Consider the following 19,300-nt stretch of genomic DNA (forward strand, 5'->3'; position numbering starts at 1 on the left):
CGGTTTTTCGATAAAAAGTGTTACGCAATTACAGCGCAGCCAGTGCCGCGTCGTAGTTTGGCTCTTCAGTGATCTCAGCAACACGCTCAGCGTGAACAACCAGACCTTTTTCGTTCAGGCAAACCACTGCGCGGGTAGCCAGACCTTTCAGTGCACCTTCGTTCAGGTTTACACCGTAAGCTTCAACGAAGTCAGTGTGACGGAAGAAAGATGCCATTTGTACACCTTCAATACCTTCTGCTGCGCAGAAACGACCAGTGGCGAAAGGCAGGTCAGCAGATACACAAACAACAACGGTGTTTTCTTTTGCAGCAGCTTTCTCGTTGAACGCTTTAACACTTGCAGCACATACAGGAGTGTCGACGCTTGGGAAAATGTTCAGAACTACTTTTTTGCCTTGCAGGCTTTCTGAAGTCAGATCGCTCAGGTCTGCAGCACAAAGGGTGAATGCTGGTGCTTGTTGGCCTGCTGTTGGGAATGAACCTGAAACAGAAACAGGGTTACCTTGGAAAGTTACTTGAGACATGATTAAACCTCTATCAATATAAAATGGTCAACTGACGCTTGAATGATTTTTTTGTATTCGCCACCTTAAACATTCACTGTGGCGAATCAATGAAAAGCGTTTCTAACTTTATGCTTTTTCAGCAATTTCAACCGCTTTTTCCAGATCTGGAATGGTCGTCAGTTCTGGTACGCGCTGAATATGCAGAACTTTACTGTCTTTACCGACGACAATGATGGTGCGTGTCAGCAAGCCAAGCGCATCGATTTGGGTGCCGGTTGATGCGCCGAATTCGTGGCTGCGGGCATCAGACAGGAAAGTCACCTGATCGGTAATTTTTGCGTGCTTTTTAAAGTTTGCCTGAGCAAATGGTGTGTCAGCACTTACTGCATAAAAATCAATGTCTAGGTTCGGATGTGCTTCGACAAACTCACTCAGTTCATGAGCCTGTTGATCACAAACGGGGGTATCGATAGACGGCATGATGCTGTAGATACGAACCTTGTTGCTTTTTGAAGCTGTATCGTGATCAGCAAACGCTTTGTCTTTCAGCAACGCCGAAGGCATATTGTCACCAACATGCAGTGAGTTACCCGCTAGATTGAAAGGGTTATTCTCGAGTGTAACGATTTGACCTTGGCCCAGTCCAGATGAAAGTTCAGTTTTCTCGAATTGTGGTTTGTTCGCACAACCTGAAACGATGGCAGCAACGGCAAGAGCCAATAGACACTTCTTGTTCATTTCTCAGTGTTTCCTGATTTGAATGATTTAGATCAAAACTTTATGCATTTGGTTTTCATATTGCACAACAAAAATCAAACTTAAATCAAATCAATAGTATTTACCGAATAAGTATCACTGCGAGAGAAGGAAATTAATCAGTTTGTTTAAAACTCGAAGAACAATATCTTTACATTTAAATCAAATTACTCTTGATGGAAATGCGTACAAGGTAATGAAAATAATGATGTTTGGACGCTTAACGCCTTTGATATCCAACCTAGGTTATTACCACTTTGATATTAACCTGGCCGATTTATTTTTGTCCAATTTACTGGGTTTTTAGCTCTGACGATACGAGATAGGCTGATGTTTTGCGTTGTCAGTAAATGACGGTATCAGTCGGTGGATTGACAAAAAAGCCAGCCTGTCGGCTGGCTCATTCGCTATGGTTTGATCAGCTATAACCTGAAGATCACAGGATCTCCAGCAGCTCTACTTCAAATACCAGTGCAGCATAAGGAGGGATCGCCGCGCCAGCGCCACGCTCACCGTATGCCAGATCCTGAGGAATATACAGTTTCCACTTAGAACCAGCAGGCATCATCTGAAGTGCTTCAACCCAGCCAGCGATAACGCCAGTAACTGGGAACTCAGCTGGTTGACCACGCTCTACAGAGCTGTCGAAAACAGTACCATCGGTCAGCATACCGTGATAATGAACACGTACTTGCTTGTCGCTGGTTGGGATCTCGCCTTCACCTGTTACCAGAACTTCGTACTGCAGACCTGATTCGGTCACAGTTACTTCGTCACGCTTGGCATTTTCAGCCAGGAAGGTTTCGCCTTCAGAAGCTGCTGCTTTTGCTGCTTCTTCACGAACAGCTTCAGCTTTGGTGTGCAGTTCACGCAGTGCGTTGTTGATATCATCAACTTCCAGCTCTGGCATGTTACCTGCCAGTGCAGTCGCGATACCTTTTGCGATAGCGTCTACATTCAGGCCCTCAAGACCACTACCAGCAAGTTGCTGGCCCATTTGCAGACCGATGCCATAGCTGGCTTTTTGTTCTACGGTCTCCAGTTTTACTTCAGACATGTTGTCTCTCTTTGTTTAGGTCATCAAAGTATGGAAGGATAACAGGTGAGACACTTCAGGCATACACCAAGAGCCTATAATCAGTGAGATTTATATGAGCCGGATTACAGCAGGGGAGCGTATTGCAAGCAAAAGGAAAGCAAAGCGGCGTCAGAAGATCACAAGGTCTGAGCTGATGGGCATTTTGTCAGAATTGCTGTCAACGCTAAAAAAAAATATGTCAGTATGGTCAAAGCAGTTACAGCATCTCTGGCAGCGGTTACCCTCTCGTCATCGAGCAGGGCTGGTCGTGGTTTCTGCGGTGTTGGTTATTTTATTGCTTTTACCTTTAGGGGAGAATGAACCTGAATCTGGGCCAGATCTACAAACAGTTGTGGATACGAGTAGTGAAAGGCAACCTGTAGCGATGGATAACACCGGGTTATCAGAATCAACACAAACTGATGAGGTTCGGGTGACTGAGTCAGATACCAAAGAAAACGTGCTCTCTGAAAACGTGGCTGTTGATCGTCCAGACATCTCACACAAAGTAAAAGATGGCGACACGCTGAGCAGTATCTTTCGTCGCCACTCGTTGTCTCTACCTGACTTGTACGCAATGATTAAAGTGGAAGGCAAAGGGAAAGCACTCAGCCGAATTCAGCCCGGCCAAAAGCTGCTGCTGAGTACCAACAATGAGGGACAGGTCAGCCTCATGAGAGTGACACGCGGGACCGATGAGTCGGTGACCTTTGTCCGCCAGCCCGATGGCAGTTTTCGTCGTCGCTGATTGATACCTAAGTGTGTTGTTTGATCATATCTGTATGGGGGATCCCGTCCTCCATGTATTCATCAGAACTGATATCAAAACCATGTTGGCGATAGAAGTCGATAAGATGGGACTGCGCGCCCATGACCACGGCGTCGCCAGGCCACCTTTGTTTTATTTCCAGCAGCGCCTGCCCAACCAATTCATGTCCCGCACCATTGCCGCGTTCCGTGCTTGCGGTGACCACTCTTCCTATGGCGATTTGAGGATAAGCGAGATCTTTAGGCAGGATACGCGCATAAGCTGTTAGCTTATCATCACGGTAGCCAAGTAGGTGAAGAGTGTCCCGATGGAGGTCATGGCCGTCTAAATCCTGATAGGCACATTCCTGCTCAACCACAAAGACTTCACAGCGAAGTCGCAATAGATCGTAAAGCTGGCGGGTTGAAAGTTGTGAAAATGAGAGTGTGATCCACTGCATCATGATAAGTCCCTCCGTTTTGTGCTTTATGGTACGGCAATGATTGTATTCTTAGCTCACTTATCATTGATAGCACCCGAGGCCTTTTTGCGTTGAGAAATAAGAAAAAAACCACGGCTATACCGTGGTTTGAAGTTTAAAAGACCGAGGTTACAACTGCTGGAGGTCAATGCGATATTGCGCAAACCCTGAGTCGTCCTCTCCAATTTTTTCCATCGGATACTGACCATTCTTCTTGATAAAGGCGCTCGCTTTCTCGCTTGGTGAAGTTTCAAACATCACATCCAGCTTATTAGCAGTCTTGATAGGTTTAAATGTCCAGTTGTTATCTGCTTTTGGCACGATTTGACCTTTTTCACGGCTGACGCGGGTGATGTAGTCTGCCAGCACAGTGCGGTTTTCATCTGGTGCTGCAAAGGCAATATGTTCTTTGCCAGTGCCCGGGAATTTACCCAGATAAGCGCGATAGTTGTTGGTTGCCACCAGGAAGGTTTGCTCTAAGTTCAGTGGTTTGCCGTTAAATGTCAGGTTCTGAATGCGGCTGGCGTTTTTATTGATCATCTGACATTCACCATCATAACGGGCTGGCTGGGTCACATCGACCTGATAGTTAACACCATCAATGATATCGAAGTTGTAGGTTCTGAAACCGTCCCAGTTAATCAGAGGCTGCACACCTGCTTTCTTTGGATCAATTTGATTGAACTGACCGGCTGTGCACTCAAGCCACTCTTTTACTTCTTTACCACTCACCTTCAGTGCGACCAGCGTGTTGGGGTAAAGATAGAGGTCTGCAGCATTGCGGAAGGTCATTTCGCCTGCTTCTACTTCAGTAAAGTTTGCTGGGTCGTTTTTACGGCCGCCCGCTTTGAAAGGAGCAGCGGCAGACAGAACAGGCAGCCCCTCAAGGTCAGGGTCGCCCTGAATAAAGCGTTCAACATAATCTTTCTGGGCGAGGTTAACTATTTGAACTGTCGGATCGTCCTGAACCAGTGCCAGGAAGCTGTACATTTCATCACTTGACTTGCCAATCTTGGAGTTAACGAAGTCACGGGTTTGTTTGTGGTCGTTTTCCAGTGCAGTACGGATACCTGCATCCGGTTTCGCCATTGACTTACCATCGAAGATAGGACGAGCGTGGGCGTTACCTTCGACAACTTTCCACTTACCACTGTCATTATTCAAGGTCAGATCCATGATACCAACATGGCTTCCCCAGCGGCCCGGCATAACAGCCGTTACACCATTGATGGTGCCTTTTTCATTATCGACACCCGGAATATAGTTGAAACCTTTGCCTGGGAAAACAGCGTGAGAGTGACCGAAGGCGATAGCATCGATGCCCTCAACCTTTGAGAGATAATAAACAGAGTTCTCTGCCATGACTTTATAAGGTGCACGTGACAAACCAGAGTGAGGAATCGCAACGATGACGTCAGCGCCTTTGGCTTTCATTTCAGGCACCAGCTTTTTAGCGGTCTGCAGAATATCTTTTGCGATAACTTTGCCTTCAAGGTTCTTTTTATCCCACACCATGATTTGTGGCGGCACAAAGCCAATGTAGCCAACCTTAACCGTATGCTTCTGGCCGTCAGTGTCTGTCATGCTATGGCTTTTGATAATGTATGGGGTGAAATAGTGTTCGCCAGTTTTCGCATCAAAGACATTCGCATTGATATAGGGGAAGCCTGCGCCTGAAAGGCTGTTTCTTAAAAACTCAATCCCGTAGTTGAATTCGTGGTTACCTATGTTACCCACTTCGTAGTTCAACTGATTCATGGCTTTATAAACAGGGTGAATTTCCCCTTTTTCAATGCCCTTTGCTGCCATGTAGTCGCCCATTGGGCTTCCTTGCAGCAGGTCACCGTTATCAACCAAAAGACTGTTTGTTACTTCGTTACGGGCGTTTTTAACCAGAGTCGCTGCACGGACAAGACCAATTTTTTCACTTGGTTTGTCCTTGTAGTAGTCGTAATCCATTACGTTCGTATGAATATCCGTAGTTTCAATGACGCGAAGTTGAATAGTTTCCGCCATCGCTTGGCTGCTCATAGCCATCAAACCACTGAGCACCGCGACAGATAGAGGACGAAGAGAGAACATACTAAAGACTCCAGTAGAGAGGATTATTTTCGCGGCCTATTTATCATATAAAATGTCAATTAGAAGTATTTTGTATCTTCATATGTGACATTGATCGCAACATATAAACGTTTGCGTAATCGTTTTCGTCCCCTCCTTTATTCGCCAATTCAGGCGCTGCGGCGCTTTACGGCATACCGTTTGCAATATTTCACTTTTTAATCATAACGCTCCCATACAACTGGTTATAAAAAATGAATATTTAGAATTTCCAGTAATATCAGAGCGTCTTTATAGTGACTGGCAATGGAGAAAACAGGGTGATGATGATGGAATACCTGCCGATTTTTGCAAACTTACGTGACCGCCAATGCCTCGTAGTGGGTGGTGGAGAAGTTGCATGGCGTAAAACCCGCATGCTGCTCAAAACGGGTGCAGCGGTGACCCTTGTTGCACCAGAGGTAGACAAGGAAATAGAAGAAGCGGCTGAAAAGGGTGTACTAACCTGGATCGCTGAACCTTTTTCTGCCAAATATCTTGATGGCGTGTTTCTCGCGATTGCTGCAACGGATCAACCTTTGGTGAATGCACTAGTTTCACGTTCAGCGGAAGAGAAGAAACTGCTGGTTAATGTGGTAGACGACACGCCCAAGTGTAGTTTTATTGTTCCTTCCATTGTTGATCGAAGCCCTATCGTTATCGCAATCTCTTCTGCTGGTAAGGCCCCCGTTTTGGCTCGCCTTATCCGTGAGAAACTCGAATCACTGATCCCCTCCCATACTGGCCGTATGGCTGCCATTGCAGGCAGTTTCCGTGACACGTTAAAAGAAAAAGTGACGACCTTAACCGGACGAAGAAAGTTCTGGGAAATGGCCTTTGATGGTCGCTTTTCTTCACTCGTCGCAGCCGGACGTGAAGACGACGCTCGTGAAGAACTCCATGATCTGACCTCAGGTATCTCAATGCGTGGAGAGGTCGCACTTGTTGGAGCCGGACCGGGTGATCCGGGCCTTCTCACTCTCCGTGGTCTGCAACTCATGCAGCAAGCCGACGTGATCCTGTATGACTATCTGGTATCGGATGATGTGCTGGAATTGTGCCGCCGCGATGCAGAAATGATTTGTGTTGGTAAACGCGCCGGTTTCCACAGCGTGCCGCAAGAAGAGACCAATGCACTGCTGGTCAAATTTGCCAGTCGCGGCAAGCGAGTAGTGCGCCTGAAGGGAGGCGATCCCTTTATGTTTGGCCGTGGCGGTGAAGAGTTGCAAGTGGTCGCCGAAGCTGGGATCCCATTTCAGGTTGTCCCAGGCATTACTTCAGCTGCCGGTGCAACAGCGTACGCGGGTATCCCACTGACTCATAGAGATCATGCTCAGAGCGTGATGTTCATTACTGGCCACCTGAAAAAAGAAAAAGACTCGCTCGACTGGAGCACACTGGCCCGTGGAAACCAGACACTGGTTATCTTTATGGGGCTGATGAAAAGTGACCACATCCGTGACCAGCTGATTAAGCATGGTCGTGCAGCACACACCCCCGTCGCCATTATTGAAAATGGCACCCGCTCAGAGCAGAGAGTGCTCAAAGGAACGGTTCATGACTTAGCAACCCTAGCGGAACATGCAAGTTCGCCTGCGCTCATTGTTGTTGGTGAGGTCGTGCAACTGGCTGAATCGCTAAATTGGTTTAAGCAATTCTCTTTCGCTGCAGACAGCGCACCCGACGCTCAGGCAGTGGTAAATCTGGAATAAGGAAACTCTCTAAAAATGGAAGCCAAGACCCTGACTCACCTCAAACAACTTGAGGCTGAAAGCATCCATATCATTCGTGAAGTGGCCGCTGAATTTGATAACCCGGTAATGATGTATTCAATCGGAAAAGATTCTTCCGTGATGCTGCATTTGGCTCGCAAAGCCTTTTATCCGGGCAAAATTCCTTTCCCTCTGCTCCACGTGGATACCGACTGGAAATTCCGCGAAATGATCGAGTTTCGTGACAAAACAGCGGAGAAATATGGATTCGAACTGCTGGTTCATAAGAACCCTGAAGGGCTGGCAATGGGGTGTAGCCCGTTCGTTCATGGCTCATCCAAGCACACAGACATCATGAAAACACAGGGTCTGAAACAGGCGCTGGACAAATATGGGTTTGATGCCGCATTCGGTGGTGCGCGTCGTGATGAAGAGAAGAGCCGTGCAAAAGAGCGTGTATACAGCTTCCGTGATAAACACCATCGCTGGGATCCAAAGAACCAGCGCCCTGAGCTTTGGCATACCTACAACGGCCAGGTAAACAAAGGCGAAAGTATTCGTGTGTTCCCTTTGTCGAACTGGACTGAGCTTGATATCTGGCAATACATCTATCTGGAAGGCATCGATATTGTTCCTCTTTATCTTGCCAAGCCACGTCCAGTTGTCGATCGTGACGGTATGCTGATCATGGTTGATGACGATCGCATGGAGCTTAAGGAAGGCGAAACCATTGAAGAGCGCAGTGTTCGTTTCCGTACGCTGGGTTGTTACCCGCTGACAGGTGCTGTTGAGTCAGAAGCCGATACCTTGCCTTCGATCATTGAGGAAATGCTGGTGGCTACGTCCAGTGAGCGACAAGGAAGGGCTATTGACCACGATCAGTCAGGATCGATGGAACTTAAAAAACGTCAGGGTTATTTCTAAGGGATTGATGATGAACAGTGTAATTGAACAACAAGTGGCTGAACTTGGTATAGAGGCCTATCTCGATCAGCATCAGAACAAGTCCCTGCTGCGTTTCCTGACCTGTGGTTCAGTGGATGATGGCAAGAGTACGCTGATTGGCCGTCTGCTCCACGACTCACATCAAATTTATGAAGACCAACTGGCTGCTATCCATGCTGACAGCCAGAAAGTAGGAACAACAGGTGAGAAGCCGGATCTGGCATTACTGGTTGATGGCCTTCAGGCCGAGCGTGAACAAGGCATCACTATTGATGTAGCGTATCGATATTTTTCGACCAAGAAGCGCAAATTTATTATCGCGGATACGCCGGGACACGAGCAGTACACACGTAACATGGCAACAGGGGCGTCAACCTGTGATCTGGCGGTGATCCTGATTGATGCGCGTAAAGGCGTATTGGATCAGACCCGTCGTCATTCTTACATTGCGAGTCTTCTTGGGATCCGTCACTTCATCGTGGCTGTCAACAAGATGGATCTGGTTGATTTTGATCAGCAGACTTATGACGTGATCCGCGATGAGTACCTCAATTTTGCTGAGAAACTGAACAAAGATATCAATATCACGCTGATTCCACTTTCTGCACTGGACGGTGACAATGTCGTTGAGCGCAGTGCACAAACACCTTGGTATGAGGGTGAAACTCTGCTGTCCCTGCTCGAAAGTGTCGATTTGAGCAAAGCGAGTGCAAATGCGGCCTTCCGTCTGCCTGTGCAGTATGTAAACCGACCCAATCTCGATTTTCGCGGATTTGCTGGTACGGTCGCATCGGGCGAGGTTCGTCCGGGCGATGAAGTAAAAGTATTGCCATCGGGCAAAACCTCTACGGTTGAGCGCATCGTTACCTTTGATGGTGACCTCGAACTGGCTCACGAGGGACTGGCCGTCACACTGACGCTGAAAGATGAAATTGACATCAGCCGCGGTGACCTGATTGTCCCCGTATCACATGAGCAGTCAGTGACTGACCATCTACTGGCAGATATTGTCTGGATGGCTGAATCACCACTTGAACCCGGCAAACAATACGACATCAAGGTTGCGGGCAAGAAAACTGTCGGCTCAGTAAGCAAGATCCATCATCAGGTTGATATCAACAACCTCAATAAGTTTGAGACCGACGCGTTGCCGCTCAATGGTATTGGTTTGTGTGAACTTGAACTGACTGAAAGTATTGCGCTTGATGCGTACAACGACAGCCAGGACACGGGTGGTTTCATCATCATTGACCGCCTGACCAATGTCACCGTTGGAGCGGGAATGATTCACTCGCTTCTTGAAGCGGGTCAGCAGCAAACCGCGACGGGTCAGTACTCAGCGTTTGAAGTTGAACTGAACGCACTGGTTCGTAAGCACTTCCCGCACTGGAACGCGCGGGACATCAGTAAGCTGCTGGGGTAAAGCGATGAGCCTGGAACAGGTTATAATTCTGTGCCTGTTGTTGGGCGTGATAGTCGGCTTGTTATTCACCCGTATCAAGCCTGCTATCCTGTTTGCTGTCGCTGCGTTCGCGGCGTTTCAGACAGGACAGGTGGGCCTTGATGAGATGGCGGATAACTTTACCAACGCCTCGTTGCTCACCTTGGTGCTGTTGATTCTGACATCAACAGCCCTTGAGAAGACCCGGCTGGTCAGCTGGGTCGGTGACCAACTGGCAGGTGGCCGTCTAGGAACAGTCGTTGCCAAACTTGGCCTTTCAACAGCATTTCTCAGCTCGTTTACCAATAATACAGCCGTGGTGGCATCCTTGATTGGTGCCGTAAAGCGTAACAGACGACATGCGCCTTCGCGCTTGCTGATGCCATTGTCTTACGCGGCAATTCTCGGTGGGACGTTGACCTTAATCGGTACGTCGACCAATTTAATAATTAACAGCTTCGTTGAAAATGCAGGGCTTCCGGCCCTCGATTTTTTTGCGCCTTCGATGATTGGTCTGGCGGTACTGGCAGGAGGCATGTTAATCCTCATTCCGTTGTGTTACCTGCTGCCAGACAATGATGATAAAGATGATGACACGCTACCGTACGTGCTTGAAGCATTGATTGAGCGGGGTTCACCGCTGGCAGGCCGAACGGTGACAGATAATGGCTTGCGCGCGTTGCGACGCCTTTATCTGGCTGAGGTTATCCGCGACAAAAAGGTCATTGCGCCTGTGTGTCCAGACACTGTTCTTCGGGCTGGCGATAAACTTCAGTTTGCCGGTGATGTTGAAAGTGTGGCGACCCTACAGGATATTCCCGGTCTGTCTTTGTTCGGTCAGCACCACATTAATGGCCAGAATCTGTTGGAAGTGGTTGTCAGTCACAGTGCCTCAATCCGGGGGACAACTCTTAAACAGGCTGCGTTTCGTGAAAACTTTGATGCGGTTGTGGTGGCTATTCGTCGGGGACACGAGAAGCTTGAGGGTGGTTTGGGCAACATCACGCTAATGGCAGGAGACACTCTGGTTCTTGTGCCGGGTAAAGATTTTCAGCGCAAGCAGGAAAGGCTTAACCGCGAGTTTGTGCTGGTGAACGGTCTTGATTCCAGTACCCGACTGGACAGCCGAAAAAGTCAGTGGGTGTTATCTGGGTTCGCTCTTGTCATTGGGGCTGCTTTGGTTGAATGGGTACCGCTGCTGAATGGGTTGGCGGCTTACTTGATGCTGTTACTGCTAACCGGTGTGATCACATTGCACGATCTTCAGCGCCGTTTTCCGGTAGATATCGTAGTGATTGTGGGTTCAGCCCTGAGCCTATCTCAAATGATGATTGAAAGTGGTCTGTCTGAACAAATGGGGCAGGTGTTCATGTTGTTTTTCAACGGCTGGGGTGTCTATGGCGCGTTGATCGCAACCTACTTCTTTACTTTGATTCTGACTGAGTTGGTGACAAATAACGCTGCGGCAGCCTTGGCATTTCCAATTGGTTACAGCCTGGCACTCAGCTATGGCGTTGATCCTATGCCCTTCATCATGGCGGTATTGTTCGGGGCAAGTGCCAGCTTTATGTCACCGTATGGCTACCAGACTAATTTGTTGGTTTACAGCGTGGGAAATTATCACTTTACCGACTATATTCGCATTGGCTTACCTGTCTCTGCTGTTTATTCGGTACTGGTGCTCAGCCTGATACCCGTGTTTTTCCCTTTCTGATTTTTAAAGGATGTATCAATGACTTCGGTCGATAATATAGAAAAAGATGAGAACGTGATTTGGCATCAGCATGCGATTGATAAGATGTTTCGTGCTGAGCAAAAACAGCAGCGTCCAGCACTGCTTTGGTTCACGGGGCTTTCTGGCTCGGGGAAATCAACCGTTGCAGGTGCACTTGAGCATGAACTGGCGCGCCTGGGTTATCACACTTATTTGTTGGACGGTGACAACGTCCGCCATGGGCTCTGCCGCGATCTTGGGTTTTCTGACCACGATAGACGAGAGAATATCCGCCGGGTAGGCGAGGTGGCAAAGTTGATGACAGATGCGGGATTAATCGTTCTGTCGGCTTTTATTTCTCCCTTCCGGGAGGAGCGCCAGTTGGTCAGAGATATGTTACCTGAGCAGGAATTTGTTGAAGTCTTCGTTGATACGCCGCTTAAGGTTTGTGAAAGCAGGGATCCAAAAGGGCTGTATAAAAAGGCCCGTGCAGGCGAAATTAAAGCCTTTACCGGTATCAGCTCAGCGTACGAGGCGCCAGAACAGCCAGAGATTCATTTGAGAACACATCATGGCAGCATTGCTGATCAGGTTGACCTGTGTATCGCCAGCCTGAAAAAAGCAGGCGTGATACGTTAACACTAATGTTACAATTTGATGAATGGCACTCAGCCATTAAAGCCATCCAAGGTCATTGTCTTGGGTGGCTTTTTTATTAACTAGCCTTGTGATTTCTCAAATAGTGAGCCTGATATTTTAAGAGCTTATCTTATTAAGCGCTCTTTTCCTTATTGTAAAAAAAGTAATGTTTTGTTAACATTTTGATGTTGTTTGGCGGTCATGAGGTATCAGCAGTAATGAGAAAATTTAAGGCGAACTCAATCAATGTTGTTTTGGTTGCCTGTTATATTGCAACCCTGCTGTATCTCTCGCAGTTTATCGGCTAACGCGAACGCTTATAACAGTCGCTGTTGTTTCCATTCATGAGCAGATGACAGACACTTTTTCATCGACTCCATTCAACCATTACTTTTATTTTTCTATATTTATCAATTCATTATTTTTTTACTCATCCCTCGAACTGATCCGATCTCTATTCACAATCAAAAGCTTGGAAATAAGTTCACAGAAAGTAACCCCTTAATCTTCTATGCTGCTTTAATAGTGTGACGATAGTTTTTTATCTGTGACACGCTATGTCTTATTACTGCCAGTTTTTTCCTCTCCGACGGGAATTTTAGACCTCTTCTGGGGTCATATATTTGGTTGACATGGAAGGAGATGCATTATGCTCAGAATTTTTCGCCAATACCGGCCTCTCCAAGTTGCACGGCACGTAAAGAGCTTCTTTCGCGGTAGAATTTACATTCAGGGTGTCGGCGCATTCGAATATGACAAAGGTCGCTTGCTACCTCCTGTCAGAAAGGACAAACGTTCTCTGGCAGTAATGAACGAGGTAAATAATCAGATCAAGGCGATGCTGGTCTTTTAAGATTGATTTTCGTTTATTATTGAGAAATGCCCACCGCGTGGGCATTTTTTGATCCAGTCTTTCTACTCAGGTGGGAAACAGACCCCAGTCCCGCCAAGACCACAATAGCCATTCGGGTTTTTATGAAGGTATTGTTGGTGATAGGTTTCTGCAAAGTAATATGAGCCTGCCGGACGGATTTCAGTGGTGATATCAAGATGTTTTCCGGCGTCAGCCAGTGCCTGTTGATAAGCAACTTTACTGGCTTCCACTGCCTCCTTTTGGCTCTCAGTAAACCAGTAAACGCCACTGCGATATTGGGTACCAATATCATTACCCTGGCGCATGCCCTGAGTGGGGTCATGACTCTGCCAGAACGTCGCCATGAGCTCTTCTACGCGTATTCTGTTTGGGTCATAAATCACCTGTACCACTTCGGCATGGCCCGTTTTACCGCTACAGACATCGTCATATGACGGATTGACTGTGTAGCCAGCACTATAGCCAACTGAAGTGTTCTTCACTCCATCCAAATTCCAGAACAATCGCTCAGCTCCCCAGAAGCATCCCATAGCGACAAGTATTTGCTCTAGGCCCTCCGGAGCCTCCTTAACAAGAGGGATATTATTGACGGCATGGGGTTGTGAGGGAATAATCTCTTTCAGTCTGTCCGGTAGGGCTGTCTCTGAGGTTATCGATTGCTGCTTTTTATTAAACATTGCGCAACTCCTTGCAATAATGTCGGTCAAAATAATCAGTGGTCGTATCAGTTGGCGCGAAACACCTTAATTAGGCCTGACATGACCTATCCGAAATGCTTTTCATTAAACATGGTAAGCCTCACCCGCACAACAGGATGTTTGACGCTTTGCTATTACGTACGAAATCATCGCATCGGTGGATGCTGTTATGCTTTTTTATGTTCTCTTTTTCGTCCCGGGCAGAAATTAGCATTGAGCTGAATATTGATGATGACGAATTAGAGACCAATATTGAAGCCTACCTTTCCGCGATTCCAGAAAGTCAGAGATATCTATCGCCAGCATTTGACAGTCGGCTGAAGAGTGAAGTGTCTGCTGCACTGCAAGCCCTCGGTTATTACCACCCTGAAATAACGATAGAAACTGATAAAACCTCTGATGAGGATGCGGAAATTCGGATCACTGTAGTGCCCGGCATGTCGGTCATCTTAAAACAAGTAGATGTTAAGTTATCCGGTGATGCCGCAACAGATATTGAGTTTGAAGAGCTGCTTGCGGATAAGCCCACTGTTGGTGATCGGCTGAACCACAAGAAATATGATGATTTCAAATCGAGTTTGTCTAATCTGGCCCTCAAGCGTGGTTATTTCGATGCCAAATTTAGTGAGTCTAAACTCGCGGTTTCTCCCTCCCGTAATCTCGCGTTTGTTACCCTGCATTTCGACAGTGGTAAGCGTTATCGCTTCGGTGAAGTGAACTACACAGATCAACAAATTCAGCTCGACAGAATACGCAGTATCGAGCCTTTTAAGCAGGGTGATTATTATCTGGTAAACGAACTGGGGAAGTTTAATCAGAGTCTTCAGGATACTGGCTGGTATTCTTCGGTGGTGGTTGAGGCGGATTTCAAAGGGGCCGAAGATGCAGTGATCCCAGTGAATGTTACCCTAGAGCCCAGTGCCCGCAATCAGTTCGAAACCGGGATAGGTTTTGTCACTGACACCGGACCAAGGCTCAAGCTCAACTGGAATAAACCTTGGTATAACTCTCGAGGACACAGTATCCGTAATAATTTCTCCATGTCAGCAAAAACCTACGAACAGAGTATTACCTACAAAGTACCACTGTCTGACGTTACCCGTGAGTTTTTTGAGCTGTCATCAGAATTTATTAGAGAAACTCAGGGCGATGCGGATACCAAATCAGTGGCGTTGAAAGCCAGCCGACACTGGAAATACGATAAGGGATGGCAACGTGCCTTATCTATCCGTTGGCTCTATGAAGAGTTTGAAGAGGTGAATGATGATAAAAATACCAATCTCCTCTTACCCGGTATCGAGTTCAACCGCCTTCGTTCCCGGGGCGGTGCTATGCCCTATTGGGGAGATCGGCAATCGTTGAATATTGAAGGAGCTGAAACATTTCTTCAGTCTGACATCGACCTGTTAAGGATCACCGGACGCACCACCTGGATCAGAACATATTTTGATAATCACCGTTTGCTGACCCGTATTGATGGCGGAACCTTATTGACCAGTGAATTCGAACGTGTGCCGACATCGCTGCGCTTTTTTGCAGGCGGTGACACCAGTATTCGAGGTTATGGTTACCGAGATATCTCGCCGAAACAAGAAGGAAAGCTGATAGGCGGTGCCAACTTTGCAACAGGATCTGTCGAATATCAGTATCGACTGACTGATGACTGGTGGCTTGCAACTTTCTATGATGTCGGTGATGCATGGACAAATGATTTAAAGTGGAAGCGAGGTGGTGGTGTCGGTATTCGCTGGGGATCTCCGGTTGGTCCTGTCCATCTCGACTTTGCTAAGGGCTTTGATGTTGAGGGAGACAACAGGGATAAGTTCCGCATTCACTTCAGCGTAGGACCTCAACTGTGATATTTCGAACCGTCAGAATACTGGTTTTACTTCTCTTTCTGGTCTTGACCCTACTGTACGCCGGACTGCTCACTCCTTCAGGCCTCAAGGGCGCGGTATGGACTGCTCAGAAGTTGTTACCTGAATTAAACATTAAATCTGCCGAAGGTGCCTTGCTGACTGGTATAACCCTTCGTGGTGTTCACTATCAACAACCCTCTGTTGTCTTGGATGCCGAGCGTTTTGAGCTGGCGCTATCGCCTAAGTGTTTCCGGGATGGTGAATTGTGTCTGAAGACGCTTGATGTAAAAGGCTTACAACTTGAACTCTCTCCTCCACCTGATGGTAGTCAGCCGAAAGAAGAGGCCGATAACCAAGATGTGCCCGCGAACAAATTCCGGATCCCCGTGCCTGTCACCGTTCAGTCCCTGAATCTTGACGATATCTCGCTGAATGTTGCGGGTAAACGTGTGGCATGGCAGCATTTCCAGTCGGCGGCATCATTTAAGGGCAGCGAACTGGTTATCGCTCCCACTGTTTTCTCCTCTCTCTCTGTGTCTTTGCCTAAAAAAGAGCCATCGTCAAACACTCAGCAAACGTCGAATAAAGCACCAACAAAAGCTCATGTAGACAGAGCTGTCGAGGCCCCAACCATTGTCTTGCCTGAGGTACAGTTTCCTTTTGATATAGATTTGCAAAAGCTGACAGTGAATGGATTGTCATTAATGTTGCCAGACGCCCGTCAGCTTAAATCCGTCATATTAAAAGCACAGTTCAAAAATGATGAAATCCGCGTATCTACGCTCAATGTCAATGCCGCAGAGGGAAGTGCAGATCTGACGGGTAAGGTCCGACTTTATGGTAACTACCCCCTTGATCTCTCTTTGAATGCCGATATCAAGCAAGCTCCTCTCGCCAACCAACAGCTCACTGTTCAGGTAAAGGGTGCGGTTGATGCGCTTAATCTGTCTGCAGGCGTTACGGGAACACAGAGCTTTACACTTAATGGGACTTTGAATGCAATCGATAGCCAGTTGCCCTTTACTCTCAATCTGACAGCAAATAATCTGCAGTGGCCTCTCAGTGGCAAGCCTCTCTACCAAGTATCCGATACCCGTGTTGACGGTAAGGGCAGTCTCGCTGGCTATCATTTCAGTCTCAATGGCCGCACCCGCAGTGAATATTATCCTCCAATGTCCCTACAAACTGAGGCAGAGGGAGATCTTGAACATCTTGCTTTGACGCAGCTTTCAGTCGATACCCTAAGAGGGCATGCAGAGGGGGAGGCTGGTGTGCAGTGGGGGCAGAAAGTGCGCTGGCAGGCAGATCTGAATGCCAACGATATTCAACCGGGAGAATTCTGGCCAGATCTTGAGGGCAAGCTATCCGGTCATCTTGTGCATGACGGTGGTGTGACAAACGCAGGTGGCTGGTTTGTTAATTTCCCGACAATGAAAGTAAATGGAGAATTGAGGTCACTGCCTTTTTTGGTCGAGGGACAGCTCTCACTTGAAGACAGGCAGGCAACGGGTGAACTCAAAACCAGCAGTGATGACCTAACGATAAGCCACGGTCCGAATAACGTCACTCTCAACGGCGTATTGGACGATAAATGGGATCTTAAACTGGCATTAGATGCGCCGGAGCTCAGTGCCTCACTACCAGATCTTCAGGGAAAACTGGTTGGCAGCGCCGTCTTGACAGGCAACTTTCAACAGCCGGAGTTATCGCTCGATATCGAAGCTAAACGGCTAAAGTGGCAGGATCTGGGGCTTGAGGCCCTATCACTCAAAGGCCAGGTAAAATCTACTGATATCATCTCTGGTGAACTGGCGGTAAAAGGACAAAAATTCACTCAGGGCGATGTGGCAATTAATACTGTTGACCTCCGCCTGACCGGGGATGAGACCAATCACACAGCAAAATTAACCTTCAATGGCAAACCTGTGGCAGGTGATCTTTCTCTTTCTGGCGGGTTTAATCGGAAGGCTGGTTGGCGCGGAGCCCTCACGCAAGGAGATATTGTTACCCCTCTCGGTAAATGGGTTCTGGCAGACAAGGCCGCCATCAGTCTGGGTCTACCTGTTAATAGTATCGATGTTTCCTCTCATTGCTGGCGACAGGGAGCAAGTGCGCTCTGCCTGACAGACAATGCTAAGATTGCGGAAAAGGGCAACGTTCAACTCAGTGCTTCCACTTTCTCTCTTGAACAATTAACACCCTTTTTACCGCCACACATGTCTGTTGAAGGTAATTTGGATGGAACAGCCAATGTAGAGTGGGGAAGCTCACTTCTTGTTAGTGCCCGCGTTAACCTGCCGCGTGGTGAGTTCACTCAGCAAAAGCCTGTGATGAGAACAATAGGCTGGGACAGCATTCAGCTGGTGGCCACAATGAATAATGAGACGTTGACGAGTGAGGCGGATATTGCGCTTACCGATAATGGAAAGGTACGAGCACAACTGGCCGTTAACGATCTGGCCTCGGACAACAAACGGCTGACGGGAGAGCTTGAGGCTGACAGTATCTCACTGCATCCCTTGGCGTCGTTTGTTGGAGAAGATGCGGTGGTTAAGGGAAACCTTAATTCACGTATTGCAATCACTGGCACGATGAAAAAGCCTTTGTTGACGGGCGATATTGCCATGTTAGGCCTGAAACTGGACAGTGCAGCTTTACCTGTCACCTTGAATGATGGCCGTCTTAACCTGCGCTTGCTAGGTGATCAGGCTGAGTTGGATGGTCAGTTAAACACTCCTGAAGGTAAGGTTGGGGTAGACGGGAAAGCAGACTGGCGTCAATCTGCAAACTGGCAGGGTTTTGTCAATTTGGATGCCGAAACATTGGATGTGTCTGTTCCTCCTATGGTCAGGCTAAAAGCTGCCCCCCGTCTTACTGTATCCATCAATAAAGATACCGTGATGGCTAAAGGTGAGGTGAATGTTCCCTGGGCGAGGATTGTTGTCGATAGCTTGCCAGAGACAGCCATCCGTGTTTCTGACGATCAGGTTTTGTTGGACGAGAACCTTGAGCCTATCCCTCAGGAGAAATCTGCAGCAACCTCTGTGAATGCCGATATTTTGGTTAAGCTGGGCGATGATGTCACTGTTGATGCTTTCGGTCTTAAATCTTTTCTGAACGGTGAGCTGAGAGTGCGGAACAGTGAACGTGGCCCGGGAGTAGTAGGAGAGGTTTCCCTGAGGGAGGGGACCTACCGTTCCTTTGGTCAGGATCTGGTGATCCGTAAAGGTGTGATCCGGTTTAATGGTGTGCCTGACCAACCTTATTTACAGGTAGTGGCGATTAGAAATCCAGAAACGATTGAAGACGATGTCACCGCGGGGATCAAGCTTAACGGGCCTGCCGATGAACCTCAGGTGACTTTGTTCTCCGATCCCGCAAAAGCTCAGGCTAATGTCCTGTCCTACCTGACACAAGGACGGGATCTTGATGCAGAATCTTCAGGCACCTCGTTTAACTCTCTCCTACTTGGGTTAGCTCTGTCACAAAGCGGCAAGATGGTCGGTAAGATCGGGGAAGCATTTGGCGTAGAAAACCTGACCCTAGATTCAAAAAGTAACGGTGATTCAGAAAATATTGAAGTATCAGGCTATGTACTACCGGGTCTACAGGTCAAATATGGCCTTGGGGTTGAGGAGCTGACAATTCGGTATCGGATAATGAAAGATCTGTATCTGGAGGCAATGTCGGGTCTCGAAAAGACCTTTGACTTACTCTACCAGTTTTCAATCCGCTGATATCGGTGTT

General features: G+C 47.8%; 15 protein-coding genes. 9 read left to right on the forward strand and 6 right to left on the reverse strand.

Annotated features, from left to right (window positions below):
• Positions 1-28: 28 nt before the first annotated feature.
• From tpx to bamJ, 3 genes are all read right to left on the reverse strand, one after another.
• Positions 29-526 carry a thiol peroxidase gene (gene tpx, locus A8L45_RS03755; RefSeq protein ID WP_068899397.1) on the reverse strand — a complete coding sequence of 166 codons (498 nt, stop codon included), beginning with the start codon at positions 524-526 and terminating at the stop codon, positions 29-31.
• A 108-nt stretch (positions 527-634) separates the two neighbouring features.
• The gene (locus A8L45_RS03760; protein WP_068899404.1) at positions 635-1,246 is read right to left on the reverse strand and encodes a peroxiredoxin; all 612 of its coding nucleotides are present in this window, start codon (positions 1,244-1,246) and stop codon (positions 635-637) included.
• Positions 1,247-1,700: 454 nt separating this feature from the next.
• A complete protein-coding gene (gene bamJ, locus A8L45_RS03765; protein WP_068899407.1) occupies positions 1,701-2,321 on the reverse strand; it encodes a BamJ family beta-barrel-assembly machinery protein in 621 nt (206 codons plus the stop codon).
• A gap of 94 nt (positions 2,322-2,415) precedes the next feature.
• Here bamJ and A8L45_RS03770 point away from each other — a divergent pair, with 94 nt between their 5' ends.
• Positions 2,416-3,090, forward strand: coding sequence for a LysM peptidoglycan-binding domain-containing protein (locus A8L45_RS03770; protein WP_068899410.1), 675 nt, complete (start codon positions 2,416-2,418; stop codon positions 3,088-3,090).
• A 7-nt stretch (positions 3,091-3,097) separates the two neighbouring features.
• Here the strand turns inward: A8L45_RS03770 and A8L45_RS03775 are convergent, their stop codons facing one another.
• Both A8L45_RS03775 and A8L45_RS03780 read right to left on the reverse strand, forming a co-directional pair.
• Positions 3,098-3,550, reverse strand: a complete 453-nt coding sequence (locus A8L45_RS03775; protein WP_068899620.1) for a GNAT family N-acetyltransferase — start codon at positions 3,548-3,550, stop codon at positions 3,098-3,100.
• 150 nt (positions 3,551-3,700) lie between these two features.
• Positions 3,701-5,653, reverse strand: coding sequence for a bifunctional 2',3'-cyclic-nucleotide 2'-phosphodiesterase/3'-nucleotidase (locus A8L45_RS03780; RefSeq protein ID WP_068899412.1), 1,953 nt, complete (start codon positions 5,651-5,653; stop codon positions 3,701-3,703).
• Between the two features lie 308 nt (positions 5,654-5,961).
• On the opposite strand from A8L45_RS03780, the gene cysG reads away from it, so the two are divergent.
• From cysG to A8L45_RS03810, 6 genes are all read left to right on the forward strand, one after another.
• Positions 5,962-7,383, forward strand: coding sequence for a siroheme synthase CysG (cysG, locus tag A8L45_RS03785; RefSeq protein ID WP_068899622.1), 1,422 nt, complete (start codon positions 5,962-5,964; stop codon positions 7,381-7,383).
• Between the two features lie 15 nt (positions 7,384-7,398).
• Positions 7,399-8,307: a sulfate adenylyltransferase subunit CysD gene (gene cysD, locus A8L45_RS03790; RefSeq protein ID WP_068899414.1), complete on the forward strand. Its 909-nt coding sequence runs from the start codon at positions 7,399-7,401 to the stop codon at positions 8,305-8,307.
• Between the two features lie 10 nt (positions 8,308-8,317).
• The gene (cysN, locus tag A8L45_RS03795; protein ID WP_068899416.1) at positions 8,318-9,751 is read left to right on the forward strand and encodes a sulfate adenylyltransferase subunit CysN; all 1,434 of its coding nucleotides are present in this window, start codon (positions 8,318-8,320) and stop codon (positions 9,749-9,751) included.
• 4 nt (positions 9,752-9,755) lie between these two features.
• Positions 9,756-11,483, forward strand: a complete 1,728-nt coding sequence (locus A8L45_RS03800) for an SLC13 family permease (RefSeq protein ID WP_068899418.1) — start codon at positions 9,756-9,758, stop codon at positions 11,481-11,483.
• 18 nt (positions 11,484-11,501) lie between these two features.
• Positions 11,502-12,122: an adenylyl-sulfate kinase gene (cysC, locus tag A8L45_RS03805; RefSeq protein ID WP_068899420.1), complete on the forward strand. Its 621-nt coding sequence runs from the start codon at positions 11,502-11,504 to the stop codon at positions 12,120-12,122.
• A gap of 649 nt (positions 12,123-12,771) precedes the next feature.
• Entirely contained in the window at positions 12,772-12,975 is a 204-nt protein-coding gene (locus A8L45_RS03810; RefSeq protein WP_068899422.1) for a DUF1107 domain-containing protein, read from the forward strand.
• 62 nt (positions 12,976-13,037) lie between these two features.
• Here A8L45_RS03810 and msrA read toward each other — a convergent pair whose 3' ends face one another.
• Entirely contained in the window at positions 13,038-13,673 is a 636-nt protein-coding gene (msrA, locus tag A8L45_RS03815; protein WP_068899424.1) for a peptide-methionine (S)-S-oxide reductase MsrA, read from the reverse strand.
• Between the two features lie 182 nt (positions 13,674-13,855).
• On the opposite strand from msrA, the gene tamA reads away from it, so the two are divergent.
• Positions 13,856-15,553, forward strand: coding sequence for an autotransporter assembly complex protein TamA (gene tamA / locus A8L45_RS03820; protein WP_245680637.1), 1,698 nt, complete (start codon positions 13,856-13,858; stop codon positions 15,551-15,553).
• Positions 15,550-19,290, forward strand: a complete 3,741-nt coding sequence (gene tamB, locus A8L45_RS03825; protein WP_083228191.1) for an autotransporter assembly complex protein TamB — start codon at positions 15,550-15,552, stop codon at positions 19,288-19,290. Before tamA ends, tamB begins: the two co-directional genes overlap by 4 nt.
• Positions 19,291-19,300: the final 10 nt, after the last annotated feature.

Source organism: Veronia pacifica, assembly GCF_001707825.1.
Taxonomy (GTDB): domain Bacteria; phylum Pseudomonadota; class Gammaproteobacteria; order Enterobacterales; family Vibrionaceae; genus Veronia; species Veronia pacifica.